Origin of the sequence: Pseudomonas sp. TNT2022 ID642, from assembly GCF_028656995.1 — a bacterium.
GTDB lineage: Bacteria > Pseudomonadota > Gammaproteobacteria > Pseudomonadales > Pseudomonadaceae > Aquipseudomonas.
Genome location: NZ_JAMDGW010000014.1, coordinates 62,301 through 86,602, shown reverse-complemented (window position 1 = coordinate 86,602; position 24,302 = coordinate 62,301). Strand labels below are relative to the sequence as shown.

General features: G+C 59.5%; 19 protein-coding genes. 14 read left to right on the top strand and 5 right to left on the bottom strand.

Annotation, left to right across the window (positions count from 1 at the left end):
* Positions 1-155: 155 nt before the first annotated feature.
* The 5 genes from M5G26_RS14575 to M5G26_RS14555 all read left to right on the top strand — a co-directional run bounded on the left by M5G26_RS14575 (position 156) and on the right by M5G26_RS14555 (position 6,552).
* On the top strand, positions 156-1,484 hold the full coding sequence (locus M5G26_RS14575; RefSeq protein WP_273915792.1) for a hypothetical protein: 1,329 nt from the start codon (positions 156-158) through the stop codon (positions 1,482-1,484).
* A gap of 223 nt (positions 1,485-1,707) precedes the next feature.
* Positions 1,708-2,190, top strand: coding sequence for a MarR family winged helix-turn-helix transcriptional regulator (locus tag M5G26_RS14570; protein ID WP_150693898.1), 483 nt, complete (start codon positions 1,708-1,710; stop codon positions 2,188-2,190).
* Positions 2,180-3,649 (top strand): efflux transporter outer membrane subunit, encoded by a 1,470-nt coding sequence (locus M5G26_RS14565; protein WP_273915791.1) that lies wholly within the window; start codon positions 2,180-2,182, stop codon positions 3,647-3,649. The genes M5G26_RS14570 and M5G26_RS14565 overlap by 11 nt, the downstream gene beginning before the upstream one ends.
* Positions 3,650-3,664: 15 nt before the next feature.
* Positions 3,665-4,867, top strand: a complete 1,203-nt coding sequence (locus M5G26_RS14560) for an HlyD family secretion protein (RefSeq protein ID WP_273915790.1) — start codon at positions 3,665-3,667, stop codon at positions 4,865-4,867.
* 155 nt (positions 4,868-5,022) lie between these two features.
* On the top strand, positions 5,023-6,552 hold the full coding sequence (locus M5G26_RS14555) for a DHA2 family efflux MFS transporter permease subunit (protein WP_016986555.1): 1,530 nt from the start codon (positions 5,023-5,025) through the stop codon (positions 6,550-6,552).
* 235 nt (positions 6,553-6,787) lie between these two features.
* Here M5G26_RS14555 and lpxH read toward each other — a convergent pair whose 3' ends face one another.
* The gene (lpxH, locus tag M5G26_RS14550; RefSeq protein WP_038362679.1) at positions 6,788-7,534 is read right to left on the bottom strand and encodes a UDP-2,3-diacylglucosamine diphosphatase; all 747 of its coding nucleotides are present in this window, start codon (positions 7,532-7,534) and stop codon (positions 6,788-6,790) included.
* Positions 7,531-8,037, bottom strand: coding sequence for a peptidylprolyl isomerase (locus tag M5G26_RS14545; RefSeq protein WP_093434208.1), 507 nt, complete (start codon positions 8,035-8,037; stop codon positions 7,531-7,533). The genes lpxH and M5G26_RS14545 overlap by 4 nt, the downstream gene beginning before the upstream one ends.
* Before the next feature lie 250 nt (positions 8,038-8,287).
* Between M5G26_RS14545 and M5G26_RS14540 the strand changes: the two genes are divergently transcribed.
* The 3 genes from M5G26_RS14540 to M5G26_RS14530 all read left to right on the top strand — a co-directional run bounded on the left by M5G26_RS14540 (position 8,288) and on the right by M5G26_RS14530 (position 13,059).
* Positions 8,288-9,985: a glutamine--tRNA ligase/YqeY domain fusion protein gene (locus tag M5G26_RS14540; RefSeq protein ID WP_016986557.1), complete on the top strand. Its 1,698-nt coding sequence runs from the start codon at positions 8,288-8,290 to the stop codon at positions 9,983-9,985.
* A gap of 21 nt (positions 9,986-10,006) precedes the next feature.
* The gene (gene cysS / locus M5G26_RS14535) at positions 10,007-11,389 is read left to right on the top strand and encodes a cysteine--tRNA ligase (protein WP_016986558.1); all 1,383 of its coding nucleotides are present in this window, start codon (positions 10,007-10,009) and stop codon (positions 11,387-11,389) included.
* Positions 11,390-11,841: 452 nt separating this feature from the next.
* Complete coding sequence (locus tag M5G26_RS14530) at positions 11,842-13,059, top strand: MFS transporter (RefSeq protein ID WP_273915789.1); 1,218 nt, start codon at positions 11,842-11,844, stop codon at positions 13,057-13,059.
* 307 nt (positions 13,060-13,366) lie between these two features.
* On the opposite strand, the gene M5G26_RS14525 is transcribed toward M5G26_RS14530, so the two are convergent.
* Complete coding sequence (locus tag M5G26_RS14525; RefSeq protein ID WP_273915788.1) at positions 13,367-15,205, bottom strand: sigma-54-dependent Fis family transcriptional regulator; 1,839 nt, start codon at positions 15,203-15,205, stop codon at positions 13,367-13,369.
* A 340-nt stretch (positions 15,206-15,545) separates the two neighbouring features.
* Here M5G26_RS14525 and M5G26_RS14520 point away from each other — a divergent pair, with 340 nt between their 5' ends.
* From M5G26_RS14520 to M5G26_RS14495, 6 genes are read left to right on the top strand one after another with little or no spacing between them, the layout of a single operon-like run.
* Positions 15,546-16,640, top strand: coding sequence for an ABC transporter ATP-binding protein (locus M5G26_RS14520; protein WP_007912480.1), 1,095 nt, complete (start codon positions 15,546-15,548; stop codon positions 16,638-16,640).
* Positions 16,640-17,749, top strand: coding sequence for an ABC transporter ATP-binding protein (locus M5G26_RS14515; RefSeq protein WP_038362660.1), 1,110 nt, complete (start codon positions 16,640-16,642; stop codon positions 17,747-17,749). The genes M5G26_RS14520 and M5G26_RS14515 overlap by 1 nt, the downstream gene beginning before the upstream one ends.
* Positions 17,746-18,612 (top strand): carbohydrate ABC transporter permease, encoded by an 867-nt coding sequence (locus tag M5G26_RS14510; protein WP_007912484.1) that lies wholly within the window; start codon positions 17,746-17,748, stop codon positions 18,610-18,612. The genes M5G26_RS14515 and M5G26_RS14510 overlap by 4 nt, the downstream gene beginning before the upstream one ends.
* A 9-nt stretch (positions 18,613-18,621) precedes the next feature.
* Entirely contained in the window at positions 18,622-19,422 is an 801-nt protein-coding gene (locus M5G26_RS14505) for a carbohydrate ABC transporter permease (protein ID WP_090284391.1), read from the top strand.
* Between the two features lie 10 nt (positions 19,423-19,432).
* Complete coding sequence (locus tag M5G26_RS14500) at positions 19,433-19,705, top strand: DUF2160 domain-containing protein (protein ID WP_007912485.1); 273 nt, start codon at positions 19,433-19,435, stop codon at positions 19,703-19,705.
* A 47-nt stretch (positions 19,706-19,752) separates the two neighbouring features.
* A complete protein-coding gene (locus M5G26_RS14495) occupies positions 19,753-21,495 on the top strand; it encodes an ABC transporter substrate-binding protein (RefSeq protein ID WP_123376407.1) in 1,743 nt (580 codons plus the stop codon).
* A 262-nt stretch (positions 21,496-21,757) separates the two neighbouring features.
* Here the strand turns inward: M5G26_RS14495 and M5G26_RS14490 are convergent, their stop codons facing one another.
* Both M5G26_RS14490 and M5G26_RS14485 read right to left on the bottom strand, forming a co-directional pair.
* Positions 21,758-23,191 carry a heavy metal sensor histidine kinase gene (locus tag M5G26_RS14490; RefSeq protein ID WP_273915787.1) on the bottom strand — a complete coding sequence of 478 codons (1,434 nt, stop codon included), beginning with the start codon at positions 23,189-23,191 and terminating at the stop codon, positions 21,758-21,760.
* Positions 23,188-23,862 carry a heavy metal response regulator transcription factor gene (locus tag M5G26_RS14485; RefSeq protein WP_095048087.1) on the bottom strand — a complete coding sequence of 225 codons (675 nt, stop codon included), beginning with the start codon at positions 23,860-23,862 and terminating at the stop codon, positions 23,188-23,190. Before M5G26_RS14485 ends, M5G26_RS14490 begins: the two co-directional genes overlap by 4 nt.
* Positions 23,863-24,302: the final 440 nt, after the last annotated feature.

Genomic DNA, 24,302 nt, shown 5'->3' with positions numbered 1-24,302 from the left:
AAGAGCGGCTTACGTTAAACACGCCGTTTGCCGATGGACATCAGGCGATTCTTAGAACACGCTCCCGCGCCTGCGCAAACGCGGCGATGTATTAGACTCACCACAGCCTGAAAACCGTGCAGGTTGTGCGGCCCCCGGTTCACCAGAGAGGTCATATGATCCGCTTGAGTATGGTCTTGCTCGGTCACGAATTCGTCCGCAAGCGTTGGTCCGCGCTGGCGCTGACGGGCATCGTCTGGGGCGCGGCCGGAGTGGGCATCTTCATTGATGCGCTGGACGGCGTGCTGTATTTTCCGCTGCATCTCTTCGGCTATCTGTTGCTGCTCGAAGCGCTGATCCTGCTGCTGGTGCCGGCACCGCAAGCCGGAACTGCTGCGGCCCTGCGCAGAGCGCGCGGACTGGCTTTTCTCTTGCTGGGACTGCTGATCGTCGACCGGCAACACGCTGCCGGGCTGATTCTGGCTGTGCTGTTTGGCGGGGCTTTTTTGCTCGATGGCGGTTTTCGGTTGGCGGCGGCGCTGGTGGTGCGCTTTGTCGGTTGGCAAGTGTCGCTGCTGGCGGGGTTGTTCGAAATCGGCTTTGGCGTGTTTATCCTTGAGCCGTATCCGACGCTGTATAAGGGCACGGTGCCGTTTTGCATTGGCATGAGCCTTTTCCTGACCGGTTGCGCCTTGTTGCGGCAAGCCGTGCGCTTCAAAAACCAGCTGCCGCTGACGAGTCCTGCTGCAGTGAGTGCGCCGGTCAGCAGCGACGCGTTGGTGATTCACGTCTGGACTCCCAGCGGCACCGTCGACGACACTCTGGTGCGCAATCGCCTGCTCAACCGCTACATCGCGGCGGTCGATATCAACGGCGTGATCTCCGCCGGTCATGCAGCGCTGGAATGCGGGCCGGACATTTACATCAGCCATTACCCGCAGGACGACATTGATCGCTCGGCGGGAGATTTCGTGCGCTTGCTGCGGGCGACGCCGAACAACGATGTTGCCGGCAGGTTTTTGCCGGATTATGCGGGGGAGGTGGCTGACTGGTGTCCGTCTTCGGTGCAGGTCAGTTTTGCCCATTACGACGCCCGGCGCCTGCATGCATTCTGGACGGAGTATCGGCAGAACAGCACGTACAACCTCACCAGTCGCAACTGTTCCAGCGCCGTCGCCCATAGCCTCGAAGCGGCCTTGGAAGGGGCGATGAACCGGGGGCATTCGAGCATGCTGGATTTCGCCCGGGTCATCTTCAGCCCCGAGTTCTGGGTCGCCGCGCAAGTGCGCAAACGGGCAGAGGCGATGGCGTGGACGCCCGGACTGGTGCTCGATTATGCGCGGGCGTTGCATGCCGCCATCGAGCCGGCACCGCCGGGCTGGCACAGCATTTATGCGGTGAGCAAGCGGGCGTTTGGGTATGTGGCCACTGCGTTGCGGGGGCGTGAGGTGCATCCGGTGCAGCCGCCTGCGCATCCTTCCGACGAATCCTCGACATCCTCATAAAGGTCAAAAGATCGCAGCCTTCGGCAGCTCCTACATGTTTCACATCCCTGTAGGAGCTGCCGAAGGCTGCGATCTTTTGATCTTCGTCACCCCTCTTCAGCACAAAAACCAACTCCACTGGTCAACTAATTGCAAAGCAACCTAACTATTGCGTTGACATTCGCTGCCTAGGCAGTAACATCTCGACACACATTCACTGCCTAGGCAGTTATTAGGTGAGCAAATGAAGCATTTCACCCCGGACGAATTCAAACATTGCCATCTCGGCCTGTTGCTTGGCCGTGCGGCGCTGCTCAAGGACCGGATCATCGACACCCACATGGAACCCCACGGCATCACCGCCGCGCAGTTCAAGGTGTTGATCATCATGGCCCAGTTCGGCGTCGATACCCCGGCCGAGCTATGCCGGCATCTGTCGCTCGACAGCGGTTCGATGACACGCATGCTCGATCGTCTGGAGCAGAAAGGTTTCCTGGCTCGCCACCGCTGCGAAGGCGATCGCCGTCAGGTGCAGCTCAAGCTGACCGAACAAGGCCAGCAACTGGCCGATCGCCTGCCGCACATCGGCGCCGATGCGATGAATGAACTGGCCGGCGCCGTCACTCCGGACGAGTTGAAGACCCTGGAATACATCCTCAAGAAAATCCTGCTGGCAGCCGGTGACCCGATCACCATCCAGCGGTTAGGTGAACACAATGAGCGGTAAAACCTTGCGCAGCAGCCTGACGCTGGTGCTGTCGGCGATGATCCTCGCCGGCTGCGCCAACTACAGCGGCCTCGACACTCAAGGCAAAAGCCTTGATGCGAAAAGCCTCAACGCCAGCCAATCCCTCAACGGCGTGACCCTGTCGCCAGCCGCGTGGCCGAAAAGCGACTGGTGGACCAGCCTCGGCGACCCGCAACTCGACGGTCTGATCCGCGAAGCCCTGCACGACAGCCCGGACATGCAAATCGCCGAAGCCCGCGCGCATCAGGCCAGCGCCGCCGCGTATGCCGCCGATGCCGAACGCTATCCGACCCTCGACGCCAGCGCCGGCATCAGCCGTTCGCGCCTGGCCAAGGATCAGGACCCGCGAGGGCAGGGCGATGCCTACGCCACCGTGCGTAACGTCAGCGCCGGATTCAATTACAACTTCGACCTCTGGGGCGGTCAGCGTGACGCCTGGGAAGCAGCACTCGGTCAGGCCCGCGCCGCTGAAGTTGATCGTCAGGCTGCGCAGTTGACCCTCGCCGCCGACGTCGCCCGTGCCTACAGCGATCTCGGTCAGGCGCACATCGTTTATGACCTGGCCAACGAAGACCTCAAACGCACCAAGCAGATGCTCGACCTGAGCCAGCGTCGCCTCAGTTCCGGGATCGACAGCCAGTACCAGTTCCAGCAAACCCAGAGCCTGGAAGCCAGTTCCGAAGCCAGCCTGATCGACGCAGAAAAACGCTTGAACAGCGCCAAGATCGCCTTGGCCGTGCTGCTCGGCAAAGGCCCGGATCGCGGCAACGAAATCGCCCGGCCGAAAGTCCTGCAAGCCAGCGCCGTCGCCGTGCCATCAGTGTTGCCGGCGGAACTGCTCGGTCGGCGCCCGGATCTGGTTGCTGCGCGTTGGCGCGTCGAGGCGGCGAGCAAAGACATCGACTCGGCGAAAACCCGCTTCTATCCCAACTTGAACCTCACGGCCTCGGCCGGTGCCGAGTCCTTGTTGGGTGACGCGATGTTCGGTTCGGCCAGTCGCTTCTTCAACATTGCCCCGACCATCTCGGTGCCGATCTTCGACGGCGGACGCCTGCGCGCCAACCTCGATGCGCGCGACGCCGATTACGATCTGGCGGTGGCGCAGTACAACAAAAGCCTGGTGAAAGCACTGGGCGATGTCAGCGACACGATCAACCAGTTGCGTGACATCGGCCGGCAGATCGGTGCGCAGCAACACGCCACCGACATTGCTCAGGATTCTTACAACACCGTCGTCCAGCGTTACGGTTCCGGCATCGGCAACTATCTGGACGTGCTCAGCATCGAGCAGCAATTGCTCCAGGCCCAGCGTCAACTGGCCAACCTCAATGCCGAGCAGATCGACCTGTCGATTCAACTGATGCAAGCGCTGGGCGGCGGCTTCCAGGAGCAAACCCTGACCGCAGTCAACGCCAGCCCAGCTACGCCGCACAACTAATTCAAGGTAATTGTCATGGCCACTGCCGAAAACACCCAAGCTCAAGGCAACACCCCGGACACCGGCAACCCGCGCAAACGCAAAGTCATGCTGTTGCTGCTGGCCGTTGTGGTTGCACTCGCCTGCGCCGGCGTCTGGGCGTATCACGAATTCATCGGGCGCTTTAACGAAAGCACCGACGACGCCTACGTCAACGGCAACGTCGTCGAAATCACGCCGCTGGTGACCGGCACCGTGGTCAGCATCGGTGCTGACGATGGTGATCTGGTTCACGAAGGCCAGGTGCTGATCAACTTCGACCCGAACGACGCTGAAGTCGGCCTGCAAAGTGCGCAAGCAAAACTGGCGCGCACCGTGCGTCAGGTACGCGGCTTGTACAGCAACGTTGATGGCATGAAAGCCCAGGTCAACGCGCAACAGGCCGAAGTGCAGAAAGCCCAGGACAACTACAACCGCCGGAAAAATCTGGCGCAGGGCGGGGCGATTTCCCAGGAAGAACTGTCCCACGCTCGCGACGACCTGACCTCGGCGCAAAACGCCCTGGCCAACGCCAAGCAGCAACTGAAAACCACCAGCGCGCTGGTCGATGACACCGTGGTGTCGTCGCATCCGGACGTGATGTCGGCCGCTGCCGATCTGCGTCAGGCCTACCTGACCAATGCCCGCAGCACCTTGATCGCGCCGGTCACCGGTTACGTCGCCAAGCGCACCGTGCAACTCGGTCAGCGCGTGCAGCCGGGCACGGCGTTGATGGCGGTGATTCCGCTGGATCAACTGTGGATCGACGCCAACTTCAAGGAAACCCAACTGCGTGACATGCGCATCGGTCAGCCGGTCGATATCGAGTCCGACATCTACGGCAGCGACGTGAAATACAGCGGCACCGTCGACAGCCTCGGCGCCGGTACCGGTAGCGCGTTTGCTCTGCTGCCGGCGCAGAACGCCACCGGTAACTGGATCAAGATCGTGCAGCGCGTACCGGTGCGCATTCACATCAACGCCGAAGAACTGGCCAAGCATCCGCTGCGCGTCGGTCTGTCGACCAATGTTGAAGTGAACCTGCACGACCAGAGCGGCCCGGTACTGGCGCAGCAGCCGCCGCAAAAGGCCTCGTTCAGCACCAGCGTCTACGACCGTCAACTGGCCGAAGCCGACGCGATGATTGCGCAGCTGATCCACGACAACAGCGCAGCGGTGAGCAAAACCGCGCAACGCTGAATCTTTCCCCTGTGGGAGCGAGCCTGCTCGCGAAAGCGGTGTGTCAGACAACTTCCATGTTGAATGTCAGTCAGCATTCGCGAGCAGGCTCGCTCCCACAAGGGCTGCTGTGTCTGTAACAGACAGGGCGCCAACCCGGTTCCAAAGGATTCACAATGAGCAATAACGCCTCTTTCACGCCGCCCAGCCTGTTGCTCAGCACCATCGGCCTGTCGCTGGCGACCTTCATGCAAGTGCTCGACACCACCATCGCCAACGTGGCGTTGCCGACGATTTCCGGCAACCTTGGGGTGAGTTCGGAGCAGGGCACCTGGGTGATCACCTCGTTCGCCGTCAGTAACGCCATTGCGCTGCCACTGACCGGTTGGCTTAGCCGTCGGTTCGGCGAGGTGAAGCTGTTTCTCTGGGCCACGATTCTGTTCGTGCTGGCCTCGTTTCTCTGCGGTATCTCGACGTCGATGCCGGAATTGATTGGCTTCCGCGTCCTGCAAGGGCTGGTCGCCGGGCCGCTGTATCCGATGACGCAAACACTGCTGATCGCGGTCTATCCGCCCGCCAGGCGTGGCATGGCCCTGGCGTTACTGGCGATGGTCACGGTGGTCGCGCCGATTGCCGGGCCGATCCTCGGTGGCTGGATTACTGACAGCTACAGCTGGCCGTGGATCTTCTTCATCAACGTGCCGATCGGCATCTTTGCGGTGATGGTGGTGCGCTCGCAACTGGCCAAACGTCCGGTTGAGACCAGCCGTCAGCCGATGGATTACGTCGGTCTGATCACGCTGATCATTGGTGTCGGCGCGTTGCAGGTGATCCTCGACAAGGGCAATGACCTGGATTGGTTCGAGTCGAACTTCATCATCATCGGCGCGGCGATTTCGGTGATTGCGCTGGCGGTGTTCGTTATCTGGGAAATGACCGACCAGCATCCGGTGGTGAATCTGCGGTTGTTCGCCTACCGCAACTTCCGCATTGGCACGCTGGTGTTGGTGCTGGGTTATGCCGGGTTCTTCGGCATCAACCTGATCCTGCCGCAGTGGTTGCAGACACAAATGGGCTACACCGCGACCTGGGCCGGTCTGGCCGTAGCGCCGATCGGCATTCTGCCGGTGCTGCTGTCGCCGTTTGTCGGCAAGTACGCGAACAAGTTCGACCTGCGATTGCTGGCCGGACTGGCGTTTCTGGCGATTGGCTTGAGTTGCTTTATGCGGGCGGGTTTCACCAATGAGGTGGACTTCCAGCACATCGCGCTCGTGCAGTTGTTCATGGGCATTGGCGTGGCGCTGTTCTTCATGCCGACCTTGAGCATTCTGATGTCGGACCTGCCGCCGAGCCAGATTGCCGATGGTGCTGGTCTTGCGACTTTTCTGCGGACGTTGGGCGGTAGCTTTGCGGCGTCGCTGACCACGTGGATCTGGATTCGACGGGCGGATCAGCATCATGCGTATATGAGTGAAAGTATCAGCACCTTCGAACCGGCGACTCGCGAGACCTTGAATCATTTGGGCGGGGCGAGCCAATCGGCGTATGCACAGATGGATCAGATTTTGACCAGTCAGGCGTACATGCTCTCTACCGTGGATTACTTCACGTTGTTGGGCTGGGGGTTTATGGGGTTGATTCTGATTGTATGGCTGGCGAAACCGCCGTTTGCTGCCAAGGCAGGGCCGGCGGCTTCAGGGCACTAAGATCAAAAGCCCCTCACCCTAACCCTCTCCCGGAGGGAGAGGGGACTGATCGTGGTTTGCTTTCGAGGTACGCCGACCTGAGCCACCGAGTTGAGCTCCGGTTTGGAGAAAGCATGATTTCAGATTGTGAGTCGAACTCAGGGATTGAACTGCATGCGGTCGGCTCCCTTTCCCCCTCGCCCCCTTGGGGGCGGTCCGACGTTTCGGGAGGGCTGGGGTGAGGGGGTAGCGATCTTCAGCCGTGCGGCAAAGCCAGTGGCGGGGCGAAGTCGAACGGCGCCAACGCGTAGCCGCTCTCATCCACCTGCAACGCCCAACCCTGCCGATCCCAATCCCCCAGCACAATCCGCTTCGCCGCCTGCTCACCAAGCTGCAACTTGTGAATCGCCGGGCGATGGGTGTGCCCGTGGATCAAGGTTTTCACGCCAAACGCCTGCATGATCCGCGGAATCTCCTCCGGCGTGACATCGACAATGTCATTGGCCTTCATCCGCGTCTGCGCCTTGCTCTCGCTGCGCAGTTTGCGCGCCAGTTTATGGCGGCTGCTGAGCGGCAGATTGCGCAGGATAAACAGCGTGATCGGATTACGCAGATAACGCCGCAGCTTCATATAGCCGACGTCGCGGGTACAGAGGCTGTCGCCGTGCATCAACAGCACCGGCTCGCCGTAAAACTGCACGACACTCGGGTCCTTCAACAACGTACAGCCGGCCTGCTTGCAGAAGGCCTTGCCGAGCATGAAGTCGCGATTGCCGTGCATCAGAAAAATCGCCGTGCCGCTGTCGCTCAGTTCGCGCAGGGCTTGGCAGATGGAACGCTGAAAGGGCGTCATGGCGTCGTCGCCAATCCACGCTTCGAAGAAGTCGCCGAGAATGTACAACGCACTCGCCGAGCGGGCGCGTCCGGCGAGCAAATCCAGAAACGCCCGGGTAATGTCCGGGCGCTCCTCTTCCAGATGCAAGTCTGAAATCAGCAATATCACGCTTCGATGATCTCGGCTTTCTCGATGATCACGTCGTCTGCGGGTACGTCCTGGTGGCCGGCCTTGGAAGTGGTCGACACGCCTTTGATCTTGTCGACAACGTCGGTGCCGGCGGTCACTTTACCGAATACCGCGTAGCCCCAGCCTTGCACGTTCTTGCCGCTGTGGTTGAGGAAGGTGTTGTCGGCGACGTTGATGAAGAACTGTGCGGACGCCGAATGCGGTTCCATGGTGCGGGCCATGGCAACGGTGTATTTGTCGTTGGAAAGACCGTTGTCAGCTTCGTTCTGGATGCTTGGACGCTTGTCTTTCTTTTCCTTCATGCCTGGCTCGAAACCGCCGCCCTGGATCATGAAGTTACCGATGACGCGGTGGAAAACGGTGTTTTCGTAGTGACCGGCGTTGACGTACTCGATGAAGTTGGCGACGGTGATCGGCGCCTTTTCAGCGTTCAGTTCGATGACGATGTCGCCATGATTGGTGGTCAATTTAACTTGAGTCATGATCGCTACTCTTTATAAGGAATTCGTGGGCAATGGGACATTTGCGCCCGTTACCGGTTCAGCCCGTGGGCCAAGGTGCGCAGTTTAGCGTGACAGGCGCGAATTTCGAGGCTGTTTTTTGAAATCAGGTGCATTAAACGCACCTGATTTAAGGCCGTGCTCTGTCAGCCCCTTGACAGCATCGGCTATGATAGCGGCTTTGTTTTGTCTGGCCCCCTCTGCGGCCGCGCACATGTAAGTCAAGGATCCTATGAGCAAGCCCACTGTCGACCCTACCTCGAATGCCAAGTCCGGCCCTGCCGTGCCGGTCAATTTCCTGCGGCCGATCATCCAGGCAGACCTGGACTCGGGCAAGCACACGCAGATCGTCACCCGTTTCCCGCCTGAGCCCAACGGCTACCTGCACATCGGCCACGCCAAGTCGATCTGCGTGAACTTCGGCTTGGCCCAGGAGTTCGGCGGCGTCACGCACCTGCGTTTCGACGACACCAACCCGGCCAAGGAAGATCAGGAATACATCGACGCAATCGAAAGCGACGTCAAATGGCTGGGCTTCGAATGGTCCGGCGAAGTGCGCTACGCCTCGCAGTATTTCGACCAGTTGCACGATTGGGCCGTCGAGCTGATCAAGGCCGGCAAGGCCTACGTCGACGACCTGACCCCAGAGCAGGCCAAGGAATACCGCGGCAGCCTGACCGAGCCGGGCAAGAACAGCCCGTTCCGCGACCGTTCGGTAGAAGAAAACCTCGACTGGTTTGCGCGCATGCGCGCCGGTGAGTTCCCGGACGGCGCCCGTGTGCTGCGCGCGAAGATCGACATGGCCTCGCCGAACATGAACCTGCGCGACCCGATCATGTATCGCATCCGTCACGCCCATCACCACCAGACTGGCGACAAGTGGTGCATCTACCCGAACTACGACTTCACCCACGGTCAGTCGGACGCCATCGAAGGCATCACCCACTCGATCTGCACCCTGGAATTCGAAAGCCATCGTCCGCTGTACGAGTGGTTCCTCGACGCGTTGCCAGTGCCGGCGCACCCGCGTCAGTACGAGTTCAGCCGTCTGAACCTCAACTACACCATCACCAGCAAGCGCAAGCTCAAGCAACTGGTCGATGAAAAGCACGTCAACGGCTGGGACGATCCGCGCATGTCCACGCTGTCGGGCTTCCGCCGCCGTGGCTACACGCCGAAATCGATCCGCAACTTCTGCGAAATGATCGGCACCAACCGTTCCGACGGCGTGGTCGACTTCGGCATGCTCGAATTCAGCATCCGTGACGACCTCGACCAGACCGCACCGCGCGCCATGTGCGTGCTGCGTCCGCTGAAAGTCGTCATCACCAACTACCCGGAAGGCCAGGTCGAGAACCTCGAACTGCCGCGCCACCCGAAAGAAGACATGGGCGTACGCGCACTGCCATTCGCTCGGGAAATCTACATCGACCGTGACGACTTCATGGAAGAGCCGCCGAAGGGCTACAAGCGCCTGGAACCGGCCGGTGAAGTGCGTCTGCGCGGCAGCTACGTGATCCGTGCCGACGAAGCGATCAAGGACGCCGATGGCAACATCGTCGAACTGCGTTGCTCTTACGACCCGGAAACCCTCGGCAAGAACCCTGAAGGCCGCAAGGTCAAAGGCGTGATCCACTGGGTGCCGGCCGCGGCCAGCGTCGAGTGCGAAGTGCGTCTGTACGATCGTCTGTTCCGTTCGGCCAACCCAGAGAAGGCCGAAGACAGCGCGAGTTTCCTCGACAACATCAACCCTGATTCGCTGCAGGTACTCACCGGTTGTCGTGCTGAGCCATCGCTTGGCAATGCACAGCCGGAAGACCGTTTCCAGTTCGAGCGCGAAGGTTACTTCGTCGCTGATTTGAAGGACTCGAAACCAGGTCAGCCGGTATTCAACCGTACCGTGACCCTGCGTGATTCGTGGGGCCAGTGATTCAGCGTCAAAGGAAATAACGTGCTAACGATCTACAACACGCTCACCAAGAGCAAAGAAGTTTTCAAGCCGCTGGATGGCAACAAGGTGCGCATGTACGTCTGCGGGATGACCGTGTACGACTACTGCCACCTCGGCCACGGCCGCAGCATGGTCGCGTTCGACCTGGTGACCCGCTGGTTGCGGTTCAGCGGTTACGACCTGACCTACGTGCGCAACATCACCGACATCGACGACAAGATCATCAACCGTGCCAACGAGAACGGTGAATCGTTCGAAGCGTTGACCGAGCGCATGATCGCCGCGATGCACGAAGACGAAGCGCGCCTGAACATCAAGAAGCCGGACATGGAACCGCGCGCCACGGATCACATTCCGGGCATGCACGCGATGATCCAGACCTTGATCGACAAGGGTTACGCCTACGCCCCGGGCAACGGTGACGTGTACTACCGCGTTGCCAAGTTCATGGGCTACGGCAAGCTGTCGCGCAAGAAAATCGAAGACCTGCGCATCGGCGCCCGCATCGAAGTCGACGAGTCGAAACAGGACCCGCTGGACTTCGTGCTGTGGAAAGCCGCCAAACCGGGCGAGCCGAGCTGGGAATCGCCATGGGGCGCCGGGCGTCCGGGCTGGCACATCGAATGCTCGGTGATGTCCACCTGCTGCCTCGGCGAGACCTTCGACATTCATGGCGGCGGCAGCGACCTCGAGTTCCCGCACCACGAAAACGAAATCGCCCAGAGCGAAGCGGCCACCGGCAAGACCTACGCCAACGCGTGGATGCATTGCGGCATGATTCGCATCAATGGCGAGAAGATGTCCAAGTCCTTGAACAACTTCTTCACCATTCGCGACGTGCTGGAAAAGTACCACCCGGAAGTCGTGCGTTACCTGCTGGTGTCGAGCCACTACCGCAGCGCGATCAACTACTCGGAAGACAACCTCAAGGACGCCAAAGGCGCCCTCGAGCGTTTCTACCACGCGTTGAAAGGCCTGCCGACTGTGGCGCCGGCGGGCGGCGAAGCGTTTGTCGAACGTTTCACCACGGTGATGAACGACGACTTCGGTACGCCGGAAGCTTGTGCCGTGCTGTTTGAGATGGTGCGTGAGATCAACCGTCTGCGCGAGAGCGATCTTGATGCGGCGGCAGGTCTGGCGGCACGTCTGAAAGAGCTGGCGAGTGTGTTGGGTGTGTTGCAGCTCGAAGCCGATGACTTTTTGCAGGCGGGCGCTGAAGGGCGTGTCGATGCGGCAGAGGTTGATGCGCTGATTGCGGCGCGTCTGGCGGCGCGTGCGGGTAAGGATTGGGCTGAGTCGGATCGTATTCGTGATCAGCTGACGGCGATGGGCGTTGTGTTGGAAGACGGCAAGGGTGGGACTACCTGGCGTCTGGCTGACTGACCGAACCTGCTCGGCGTGATGATCGTTCCCGCGCTCTGCGTGGGAACGCCTCCTCGGACGCTCCGCGTTCGGTTTTGCAGGGACGCAGAGCGTCCCGGGCTGCATTCCCACGCGGAGCGTGGGAACGATCAACAAAACCCGCCTTGTGCGGGTTTTTGTTTGGCCGCGAGAAAAGCCCCTCACCCTAGCCCTCCCGAAACGTCGGACCGCCCAGAGGGAGAGGGGACTGATTGGGGGATATTCAAGTAATACGCCGACTTGAAGGTGCTGCACCGAATCCATAATCGACTGGTTCTTTCAGGTCGATGCATCACGTCAGACACCACGGTCGGCTCCCTCTCCCTCTGGGAGAGGGCTGGGGTGAGGGTTGCTTTTGACGTTCGCGTAGGTCTTGATGTCGGCAACGCGTTCAGCAGGATGCTGAGTGGCGACGAATATCGAATGGAGACACCATGGCTAATCACTATCGCGAACTTCTGGGGACCCCCGGTGCCACCGGGCTGGTGCTCGCGAGTTCTATCGCACGCTTGCCGCAGGCAATGATCGGCATCGGCATCATCACCATGCTGGTGCAGCAAACCGGGGTTTACTGGCTGGCCGGTGCCGTCGCCGGTACGTTCACCCTGGCCAACGCGCTGCTGGGCCCGCCCATCTCCAGACTGGTTGATCAGCATGGCCAAAGCCGCGTGCTTCCCGTTGTCACGGTGTTCAGCATTGCCATGTTGCTGGCGCTGATCATTGCCGTCTACTTGCGCGCGCCAGCCATACTGCTGTTTGTGCTGGCGGCACTGGCGGGGACGATGCCGAGCATGCCGTCGATGATCCGCGCGCGATGGTCGCAATTGTTCCGGGGCAAGCCGCAGCTGCACACGGCGTTCTCGCTGGACACGGTCCTCACCGAAATGGCCTACATCGTTGGCCCGCCGCTGGCGATTGGCTTGAGCGTTAGTTTTTTTGCCGAGGCCGGGCCACTGGTCGCGGTCGGGCTGCTGGCCGTCGGAGTCACGGCGTTTCTCCTGCAACGCCAGACTGAACCCAAGGTTGTCGTGGGTCACGCCAGCCATAGCGGCTCGACCTTGCTGATCCCCGGTGTGCGCACTATTGTCCTCGCGTTGTTGGCAATGGGGGTCATTGGTGGAGCAATCGATGTCGCCGTTGTCGCGTTCGCCAATGCACAAGGCTGGCCAGCGTCGGCGACTTTCATCCTCGCTGCTTATGCGTTCGGCTCACTGGTGGCGGGCCTGACGTTTGGTGCATTGCGGGTTTCCCTGGCGATCGAAAAACAGTTCCTGATCGGGATATTGGTCACGGCGTTCACCGGCGTTTTACCGATTTTTGCCGCGGACGTTTACGTCCTGTCAGCGACGCTGTTTATTGCCGGCATTTCGTTTGCGCCAACGATGGTCGTGGTCATGAAGCTTGGGACGATCATCATCCCGCCGTCGCGGATTACCGAAGGGCTGACGTGGATGACCACGGGGATCAGCATCGGCGTCGCGCTGGGCGGCATGCTGGCGGGGTTGGTCATTGATGCGTGGGGCGCGCGGGCGGGTTTCGGTGTGGCCATTGGCGCTGGGATCATGATGGTGGTTGTTGTGCTGGTCGGGTTGCGCACATTGGAGGCGGCTTCGGTTGCGCATGTTGAGCCGGCCTTTTCGCCCTCACCCTAGCCCTCTCCCGCAGGAGAGGGGACTGAATGGGGGATGTTCAGGAAATACACCGACCTGAACGATTTGCGCTGAATCCATAATCGCCACGATGTTTCAGGTCGATGTCCGGCGCCAGACACCTCGGTCAGCTCCCTCTCCCTCCGGGAGAGGGGACTGATTGGGGGATGTTCACGAGATACGCCGACCTGATCGATTTGCGCCGAATCCATAATCGCCACGATGTTTCAGGTCGATGTCCAGCGCCAGACACCTCGGTCAGCTCCCTCTACCTCTGGGAGAGGGCTGGGGTGAGGGGCGTGGGATTCACTCAACCTTCAATCTGCCGCAACCGCTTATAGAGGGTGTTGCGGCTAACTCCAAGCCGACGCGCCAAATGTGAAATATTCCCCCCTGAAGCCTTCAACTCCCGGTTCAACGCCTCAACATCATTCAAATCCAGCCCCAACGGCGCCGCGCTCTCAACCGGCTCCATCTCCAGATCAACAAAAAAATCATCCGGCAAATGCTCAGGCCTCACCGGCTGTTCCTCAGCCATTGCCAGTGCCACCTGCATCACACTACTAACCTGACGCAAATTCCCCGGCCACGGATGCCTTTCAAACAATGCCAACACCTCCTGACTCAACCCCGCCCATTGCGTCGGCTCACGATGCTGCTCCCACAGTCGTTTAAACAACGCCTCCTTGTCACTGCGCTCGCGCAATGGCGGCAGCTCCAGCGTCAGGCCACCAATGCGGTAATACAAATCCTCACGAAACCGCCCCAATTGCACTTGTTCGCGCAAAGAACGGTTAGTCGCCGAAATAATCCGCAAATCCACCGGGAACAACTCGCTACTGCCCACCGGCTGCACACAACGCTCCTGCAACACCCGCAATAACCGCGCCTGAGTCGGCAACGGCATATCGCCGATTTCATCAAGAAACAACGTGCCTTTATCCGCCTTGCGAATCAGCCCGATGCTGCCTTTCTGATTGGCGCCAGTGAACGCGCCTTTCTCGTAGCCAAATAACTCGGATTCGACCAGTTCGGCGGGGATCGCTGCGCAGTTAACGGCAATGAACGCCTGTTTGCTACGCGAACTGGCTTGATGAAGGGCTTTGACGAAAACTTCCTTGCCGACCCCGGTTTCGCCATGGATCAGCAGCGGAATGTCTTTCTCCAGTAACCGCTCAGCCTGACGCACGGCTTTTTCCACGCGACTGTCGCCGAAGTGCAGGGTGTTGAGGCTGATGGCGGTGGGCGCGGCGGTTTTGGGTTCAGCAGCAAAAACGCGCGGCTGAATTGACGCCTGTTTCGGCCGCTTCAACAAACACTGGAAGCGGTTGCGCCCGGACGTCTGCAAGGCAAACGGCAAGCCGTCCGGCTGGTTGATCAACTCCAGCAGCGACACCTTGAACAGGCTTTCAACGCTGATACGCGACAAACGCACACCCAGCAAATTGTCAGCCCGCCGATTGGCCGACAGCACCTGACCGCTCTCATCAAAGATCAACAACCCCGCCCACTGACTGTCGAGGTTGTTCAACCCGGTGTTGAAAGTCAGTTGAAAATGCTGGCCATGGAACAGGTTGAGGATCAGCCGGTTCTCCACGGTCTGGCTCATCATCTTGACCATGCCCAGCGTGTGTGAGGGCGGCAGATAGCTGTCGCTGGACACGTCGAGCACCGCAATGACCTTTCGTTCGGCGTCGAAAATCGGCGCGGCGGACCCGGTCATGAAGCGGTTGGCTTTCAGAAAGTGTTCATCGTGTTCAATGTGCACCGCTTGCTCACACGCCAGTGCCGTGCCGATCGCATTGGTACCGCTGCAGCGCTCCATCCAGCTCGCCCCAGCCTGAAAACCCCGGGCCAGATTCGGCTCGATAAAGCGTTGCGTGCCCCACGAGGTCAGCACTTGGCCCTGATTGTCGGCGAGCATGATCAGGCAGTTGGAGTTGCTGAGGATGTTTTCGTAGTAGGGCAGGACTTCCTGGTGCGTGGTCTGCACCAGTGAATGATGGCTGTCGAGCAACTGCGCAATGCCGGCGGCGGGCAGTTGATCGAAAGCGGGCGTACTTTGGTGGTCGAGACCGAACGCGCGGCAACGTTGCCAGGAAGTCTGGACGATCGCGTCGTGGGACAGCGGCGGGGCAGGTGCGGCCATGGCAGTCAGCCTCTGATGCAGCATTCTTATTATTGTTATTCGATCCCCTGTAGGAGCTGCCGCAGGCTGCGATCTTTTGATCCTGTTTTTTGACAATCAAGATCAAAAGATCGCAGCCTGCGGCAGCTCCTACAGGGGATCGGTTCGCAAAAAGCGTTCATAGAGTGTTGTTCACTATTGTTCATTGTCAATCGGCCAACTGTTCAAATGTGTTCAGCAATGAACGCCTGTTCCCCGCGCTTTCAACGATTTTCACACCAAATCAACCACTTGCCATTTCTGGCACGAAACTCGCTCCCGTGCACAGGTCGCTTGACTCCAATAATAAAAAGGCCGAGCCATGTCACTCACCCTGGAGCACGTCAGCCGTACCGTCGAGGGCCAGACCTGGATCGACGATGCGTGCCTGAAATTCGAACCCGGTTCTTTCAACGTTTTGCTCGGCCGCACGCTGTCCGGCAAAACCAGCCTCATGCGTTTAATGGCCGGTCTGGACAAGCCCGACAGCGGCCGCATCCTGATGAATGGCGTCGACGTCACCCAACGCCCGGTGCGTCTGCGCAACGTGTCGATGGTCTATCAGCAGTTCATCAATTACCCGACCATGACCGTGTTCGAGAACATCGCCTCGCCGTTGCGTCAGGCCGGTGTGTCGAAAGAGATCATCCACAGCAAAGTGCAGGAAACCGCGAAGATGCTGCGCATCGAGAAGTTTCTGCAGCGCTATCCGCTGGAACTGTCCGGCGGTCAACAGCAGCGCACCGCCATGGCCCGCGCACTGGTCAAGGATGCCGAGTTGATCCTCTTCGATGAGCCGCTGGTCAACCTCGACTACAAACTGCGTGAAGAACTGCGCCAGGAAATGCGCGAGCTGTTCAAGGCGCGCCACACCATCGCCATTTACGCCACCACCGAGCCCAACGAAGCGCTGGCACTCGGCGGCACCACGACGATTCTTCACGAAGGCCGGGTGATTCAGAGCGGCCCGTCGACTTCGGTCTATCACCAGCCGCAAACCGTGCTCGCCGCCGAATTGTTCTCCGAACCGCCGATCAACCTGATGCCCGGACGCATCGCCGGCAATGAAGTCAGCTTCGCCAACTTCGTACACTTTCCGTTGAACGTTGATCTGCGCCCAGTGGGCGAGGGCGAGTTCCGTTTTGGCGTGCGCCCCAGCCACATCTCGCTGGTGCCAAGCAACGATGACGACCTTGAACTGGCAGTCACCGTCGAAGTCGCCGAGATCAGCGGTTCGGAAACCTTCCTGCATGTGCGCAACGAGCATTTCCTGTTGGTGCTGCACCTGCCCGGCGTTCATGAGTACGACGTCGATGCGCCGATCCGCATTTACATCCCGACCCACAAACTGTTCGTTTTCGATGCGCAGGGCCGTCTGGTGCAAGCACCGGGCCGGCGTGTCGCGAGGGTTGCCTGATGGCCGAAATCCGTTTGCAGCACCTCGCCCACAGCTACAGCAAAACCCCGAGCGGCGCCGAGGATTACGCGATCCGCGAGATGGATCACGTCTGGGAGCAGGGTGGTGCCTACGCCTTGCTCGGGCCGTCGGGTTGCGGCAAGTCGACCTTGCTCAACATCATCTCCGGCCTGCTCAGCCCTTCGCAGGGCCACGTGTTGTTCGACGGCAAAGCGGTCAACGACCTGACGCCGGAGAAGCGCAACATCGCCCAGGTTTTCCAGTTTCCGGTGGTCTACGACACCATGACCGTGTTCGATAACCTCGCGTTTCCCCTGCGCAATCAGGGCATGGCCGAGGCGAAAGTGCACAGCAAGGTGCAGGAAATTGCCGAAGTCCTCGACCTGCAAAACCTCCTCAGCAAGAAGGCGCGCAACCTCACCGCCGACGAGAAACAGAAAGTCTCGATGGGCCGTGGCCTGGTGCGTGATGACGTTTCGGCGATCCTCTTCGACGAGCCGCTGACAGTGATCGACCCGCACCTGAAGTGGAAACTGCGGCGCAAGCTCAAGCAGATCCACGAGCAGTTCAACATCACCATGGTCTACGTCACCCACGATCAACTGGAGGCCTCGACCTTCGCCGACAAGATTGCGGTGATGTACGGCGGCCAGATCGTCCAGTTCGGCACGCCACGGGAATTGTTCGAGCGGCCGAGCCACACCTTTGTCGGCTATTTCATCGGCAGCCCGGGGATGAACCTGATCGACGTGCAGCCGCAGCCCGGCGGCGTTGGTTTCGCCTCGACGCATTTGCCGTTGTCCGACGCCATGCAGCGACATATCGAACACGGTCAGTGGAAGAATCTGAAGGTCGGCATCCGCCCCGAGTTTATTCATGTGTGGGACGAGCCGTTTGATGACGCGATGCAGGCCAGGGTCGTACACGTCGAAGACCTCGGCACCTACAAAATCATGACCCTCGATCTCGACGGCGCACCGCTGAAAGTGCGTCTGGCCGAAGACAAACCGGTGCCACAGGGCACGGCGTACATCAGTTTCCCGGCGCAGTGGCTGATGGTCTATGCCGATGAGTTTCTGCTTGAAGCCGATGAAGAGGTGCAGCCATGAACAAGGTGCAGAACAACAAGGCCTGGTGGCTGGTGTTGCCGGTATTCCTGCTGGTGGCATTCAGTGCGGTGATCCCGATGATGACCGTGGTCAACTATTCGGTGCAGGACATCTTCGACCAGTCCAGCCGCTACTTCGTCGGCGCTGACTGGTACAAGCAGGTTCTGCTCGATCCGCGTTTGCATGACTCATTGCTGCGCCAGTTCATCTACTCGGCCTGCGTGTTGCTGATTGAAATTCCTTTGGGTATTGCCGTCGCGCTGACCATGCCGACCAAGGGTCGTTGGTCGTCGGTGGTGCTGATCATTCTGGCGATTCCGCTGCTGATCCCATGGAACGTGGTCGGCACCATCTGGCAGATTTTCGGCCGTGCCGACATTGGTTTGCTCGGCTCCAGCCTTAACGCGATGGGCATCAGCTACAACTACGCGGCCAACACCATGGACGCCTGGGTGACAGTGCTGGTGATGGACGTCTGGCACTGGACTTCGTTGGTGGCGCTGCTGTGTTTCTCCGGTTTGCGCGCAATTCCCGACGTGTATTACCAAGCCGCGCGCATCGACCGCGCCTCGGCCTGGGCGGTGTTCAGGCACATTCAGTTGCCCAAGCTGAAGAGCGTGCTGCTGATCGCGGTGATGCTGCGCTTCATGGACAGTTTCATGATCTACACCGAGCCGTTCGTGCTCACCGGCGGCGGGCCGGGCAACGCCACGACCTTCTTGAGTCAGACGTTGACACAGATGGCCGTAGGGCAATTCGACCTCGGTCCGGCAGCGGCGTTTTCGCTGGTGTACTTCCTGATCATCCTGTTGGTGTCCTGGCTGTTCTACACCGCCATGACGCACTCCGACGCCAACCGCTGAGGCCCGGCCATGAGCAAAAGAAAGCTGATTCCGTTGCTGGTGTACATCCTGTTCCTGCTGGTGCCGATCTACTGGCTGCTGAACATGTCGTTCAAGAGCAACACCGAAATCCTCGGCGGCCTGACGCTGTTCCCACAGGCCTTTACGCTGGCGAACTACAAGGTGATCTTCACCGACCCGAGCTGGTACACCGGTTATCTGAACTCGCTGTACTACGTCAGCCTGAACACGGTGATTTCCCTGAGCGTGGCGCTGCCGGCGGCGTATGCGTTTTCGCGCTACCGTTTTCTCGGCGACAAGCACCTGTTTTTCTGGCTGCTGACTAACCGCATGGCGCCACCGGCGGTGTTTTTGCTGCCGTTCTTCCAGTTGTATTCGTCGATTGGCCTGTTCGATACGCATATCGCCGTGGCCTTGGCACATTGCCTGTTTAACGTGCCATTGGCGGTGTGGATTCTCGAAGGGTTCATGTCCGGGGTGCCGAAGGAAATTGACGAAACCGCCTACATCGACGGCTACAGTTTCCCCAAGTTCTTCGTGAAGATTTTCATCCCGCTGATCGGTTCCGGCATCGGTGTCACGGCGTTTTTCTGCTTTATGTTTTCCTGGGTCGAATTGCTGCTCGCGCGCACGTTGACCTCGGTAAACGCCAAGCCGATTGCGGCGGTGATGACGCGCACGGTGTCGGCCTCGGGTATCGATTGGGGCGTGCTGGCGGCGGCGGGGGTGTTGACCATTCTGCCGGGCATGCTGGTGATCTGGTTTGTTCGCAACCACGTGGCCAAGGGCTTTGCCCTCGGTCGGGTCTGAGGAGCTGATGATGGAATGGATGAGCTGGACCACGCCTACCGCAGCATTCTTCATCGTCATCGGCCTGATTCTGGTCGGCATGACTACCTGGGAATTGCGTTCGCCGAGCATCCTGCGGCGAGGTTTTCTGCCGATTGCCACCACCCGTGGCGATCGTTTGTTTATCGGTCTTCTCGGCAGCGCCTACCTGCATTTGCTGGTGATCGGCGCCACCGACTGGAGCATCTGGGTGGCGTCCGCGTTGTCCCTGGTGTGGCTGTTGGCTGTGATGCGTTGGGGCTAGTCGAGTCGTTCGGCAACGCGGCTCCACAACTTAAACAGGAGGTCTCTATGTTCGACAAAAACAATAAGCTGCGACATAGCATTTCATTGGCAGCCATGCTGGCACTCAGCGGTTTGAGCGCCGCCGCGTGGGCCGATGCCTACGAAGACGCGGCGAAAAAATGGATCGGCAGTGAATTCAAACCGTCGACCCTGACGGCCGAGCAGCAACTCGAAGAATTGAAGTGGTTCATCAAGGCCGCCGAGCCGTTTCGCGGCATGGACATCAAGGTCGTTTCCGAGACCCTGACCACCCACGAATACGAGTCGAAAGTGCTGGCCAAGGCCTTCAGCGAAATCACCGGGATCAAGCTTACCCACGACCTGCTGCAAGAAGGCGACGTGGTTGAGAAAATGCAGACGGTGATGCAGTCCGACAAAAACATCTATGACGGCTGGGTCAACGACTCGGACCTGATCGGTACGCACTTTCGCTACGGCAAGACCGAATCGATCACCGACCTGATGGCCAACGAAGGCAAGAACTTCACCTCGCCAACCCTCGATATCAAGGACTTCATCGGCATCTCGTTCACCACCGCGCCGGACGGCAAGATCTATCAGTTGCCTGACCAGCAATTCGCCAACCTGTACTGGTTCCGCGCCGACTGGTTCGAGCGCGCCGATCTGAAAGCCAAGTTCAAGGAAAAGTACGGCTACGAATTGGGCGTGCCGGTGAACTGGTCGGCCTATGAAGACATCGCCAAATTCTTCAGCGAAGACGTCAAGGAAATCGATGGCAAACGTGTGTATGGGCACATGGACTACGGCAAGAAAGATCCGTCGCTGGGCTGGCGCTTCACCGATGCCTGGTTCTCCATGGCCGGTGGCGGCGACAAGGGCATTCCCAACGGCTTGCCGGTGGACGAGTGGGGGATTCGCGTCGAGGATTGCCATCCGGTCGGCTCCAGCGTGACCCGCGGCGGCGACACCAACGGTCCGGCGGCAGTGTTCGCCACCACCAAATATGTCGACTGGCTGAAGAAGTACGCGCCACCGGAAGCGGCGGGCATGACCTTCTCCGAGTCCGGTCCGGTGCCGTCGCAGGGCAACATTGCTCAGCAGATCTTCTGGTACACCGCGTTCACCGCCGACATGACCAAACCGGGCCTGCCAGTGGTCAACGCCGACGGCACGCCGAAATGGCGGATGGCGCCATCGCCGCGCGGGCCGTATTGGGAAGAGGGCATGAAGCTCGGCTATCAGGACGTGGGTTCGTGGACGTTCATGAAATCCACGCCTGAGAAGCAGAAGCTGGCAGCGTGGCTGTACGCGCAGTTCGTCACCTCGAAAACTGTCTCGCTGAAGAAAACCATCGTCGGTCTGACGCCGATTCGCGAGTCGGACATCAACTCGCAGGCGATGACCGATCTGGCGCCGAAACTCGGTGGTCTGGTCGAGTTCTACCGCAGCCCGGCCCGCGTGCAATGGACCCCGACCGGGACCAACGTGCCGGACTATCCGCGTCTGGCGCAACTGTGGTGGAGCCACATTGCCGAAGCGGCGAGCGGCGAGAAGACCCCGCAACAGGCGCTCGATGGTTTGGCCAAGGATCAGGACGCGATCATGACGCGCCTCGAACGCTCCAAGGCCCAGGCCGTTTGTGCACCGAAGATGAATCCGGAGCGCGACGCGCAGTACTGGTTCGATCAACCGGGCGCACCGAAACCGAAACTGGCGAACGAGAAGCCGAAGGGCGAGACCGTGAGCTACAACGAACTGCTGAAATCCTGGGCGGATGCGCGTAAGTAAAAGCTGAAATGTGAAAGGCGAACGGCACCGCAAGGTGCCGTTTTCTTTCGCGCCTGATCTACCGTTTTCGCTTGCAGGCAAGCTCCCACAGGTTTCTGCGTCGCTCACAAACTCCGGGCACGCCGCAGATCACTGTGGGAGCTGGCTTGCCAGCGATTCGATCTGACATTCAACATTGATATCGACTGCCCCACCGCCATCGCTGGCAAGCCAGGCTCCCACAGGTTTTTTTAGTGTTCACAAGATTCGGGTACCCCGCAAATCACTGTGGGAGCTTGCCTGCACGCGAAGGGGCCATTGGCGGCACCGCAGGAAACCCAAGCCGGAACACGGTCATCGCACCCGGCAAACTCTTCACCTCCGCCACACCCTGATGCAGGCTCATGATCGAGCGCACAATTGCCAGCCCCAATCCAGTGCTGCCCTGCGAGCGTGAGCGGCTGCTGTCGACACGGTAGAAGCGGTCGAACAGATGTGGCAGATGTTGCGCCTCAATCCCGGCGCCGGGGTTGCTGACCAGCAGGGAGGCCTGGTTCGCACCTTGTTCTATCAACAACGTGACGGTTTTCCCGTTGGGGCAGTGCCGCAAAGCATTCGACAACAAATTGGAAATCGCCCGCTGAATCATCAGCCGATCACCCAGCACCGTCGCGCTCCCGACCACGTTCAAATGAATGCCCTTATCCTGCGCCGACAACGAAAACATCTCCGCCACTTTCGTCACTTCAACCTCCAGCGCCACCGCTTCAAACGGCGCCAGCGCCGACGGATGACTCACCTGCGCCAGAAACAACATGTCCGAGACAATCCGCGCGACCCGCTCCAGCTCCTCGGTGCAGGACACCAGCACATCCTTGTATTCCTCAACCGAGCGTTCGCGGGAAAGCGTCACCTGCGCCTTGCCCATCAAATTGTTGATCGGCGTACGCAACTCATGCGCCAGGTCATCAGAGAACTGCGACAACTGCTGCACCCCGGCATCCAGCCGATGCAGCATGAAGTTGATGCCTTGCGCCAGTTCACTCAACTCCTGCGGCATGTTCACCACGGACAATCGATGTTCCAGGTCCTGGGTCGAGACCATCGCCGCCACTTTGCGAAACTCGCGCAATGGCGCCAACCCGCGTTGCACCGCGCCCCACGCGGTCAGGCCGATAAACACCAGCAACAACGGCAAGGCAATCAGCGTCGAGCGCAGATAGGCGCTGAGGAGGGCCTCATCGTGGGCGTTATCCACGGACAGCAGCACCGGCACGCTGCTGCTGTCCTTGAGGCGAATCAGTTTCGAGGCGGTGAGGAATTTCTTGCCTTCAGCGTCGGTGCTGTCGCTGTAAGCCAGTTGATCGGTGGTGGCGCGCACCGCTTTCAGTTCGACGCGCGGTTCGCTCAATCCCGAGCCGGATTTGAGCAGCGGTGAGCGCTGATTGAGTCGGTCGTAAATGGTCAGCGTCAGGTTGTCATGCCCCATCACCTGATCGAGCAGAATATGCGGCTTGCCGGTGATTTCATTGGCATCGACGTACAACGACAGGCTGTGCTCCACCTGCGCCATCTTCTTTTCCAGACTGTCTCTGGCAAGCGAATTCAGCTCATGGGTCAACGCGAAATAGGCAAGGATCGCGAGGAACACCACCAACAGCGCGCCGAGAATACTCACTGTCAAACCCAAGCGCATCGACAGGCTGGAAGGCTTCATTCCCGCGCCTCCAGCACATAACCGACACCGCGCAGGGTGTGGATCAACTTGCTGTCGAACGGATCGTCGATCTTCGCCCGCAAGCGGCGGATCGACACTTCGACCACGTTGGTGTCGCAATCGAAATTCATGTCCCACACCAACGAGATGATTTGTGTGCGCGTCAGCACTTCGCCGGACTGGCGCATCAGCAGATGCAGCAGGGCGAATTCCTTGGTGGTCAGGTCAATACGCTGTTGTCCGCGAAACGCGCGATGGCGGCCCGGATCGAGTTCCAGATCAGCCACTTTCAGCACCTGCGGCACCGGGATGTTTTCGCTGCGGCGCATCAATGTGCGCACCCGCGCCAGCAGTTCGGGGAACTCGAACGGCTTGACCAGATAATCGTCAGCGCCCAGATCAAGACCACGAATCTTGTCGGCCAGGCGCCCGCGCGCGGTGAGCATCATCACTCGCGTCGAATGGGTGCGGCGCAGTTGTTCCAGCACGCCCCAGCCGTCGAGTTCCGGCAGGTTCACGTCGAGAATAATCAGGTCATAGGCCTGTTGTTGCGCCAGGTGCAGGCCATCGGCACCGGTGGCTGCGTGGTCAACGACATAACCACTTTCGGTCAAACCCTGATGCAAGTATTCGGCAGCTTTAAGCTCGTCCTCGACGACAAGGATTCGCATGATCTTTCACCACTTTTATTTAATGGGTATTTAATTAAAAAGGCCCCTCACCCTAGCCCTCTCCCGGGGGGAGAGGGGACTGAATGCGGGATATTTCAGAACTACGCCGACGTGAAAAAACATTACTGAATCCATAATCGACTTGATTTAACAGGTCGATGGAAAGTGTCATACACCTCGGTCGGCTCCCTCTCCCTCTGGGAGAGGGCTGGGGTGAGGGGAAGTCCGGACGATAAAGGTTGAAGTGGCTACAGGGTCAACCACCAAGCCCTTTAAAACGGTGCTCTGCGACAGCCGGTCGCAGCAAAAGCCACAAAATTCCCATCAGTTTGATTCCGGCAAGTGCAATTCAGCAGATAACTACCGTGTTTTTGTTTCGATGTATTTCGATAAAGCCGTTTGCACTTCGCATCCTAGAACAAAACAACTTCCCCAAACCG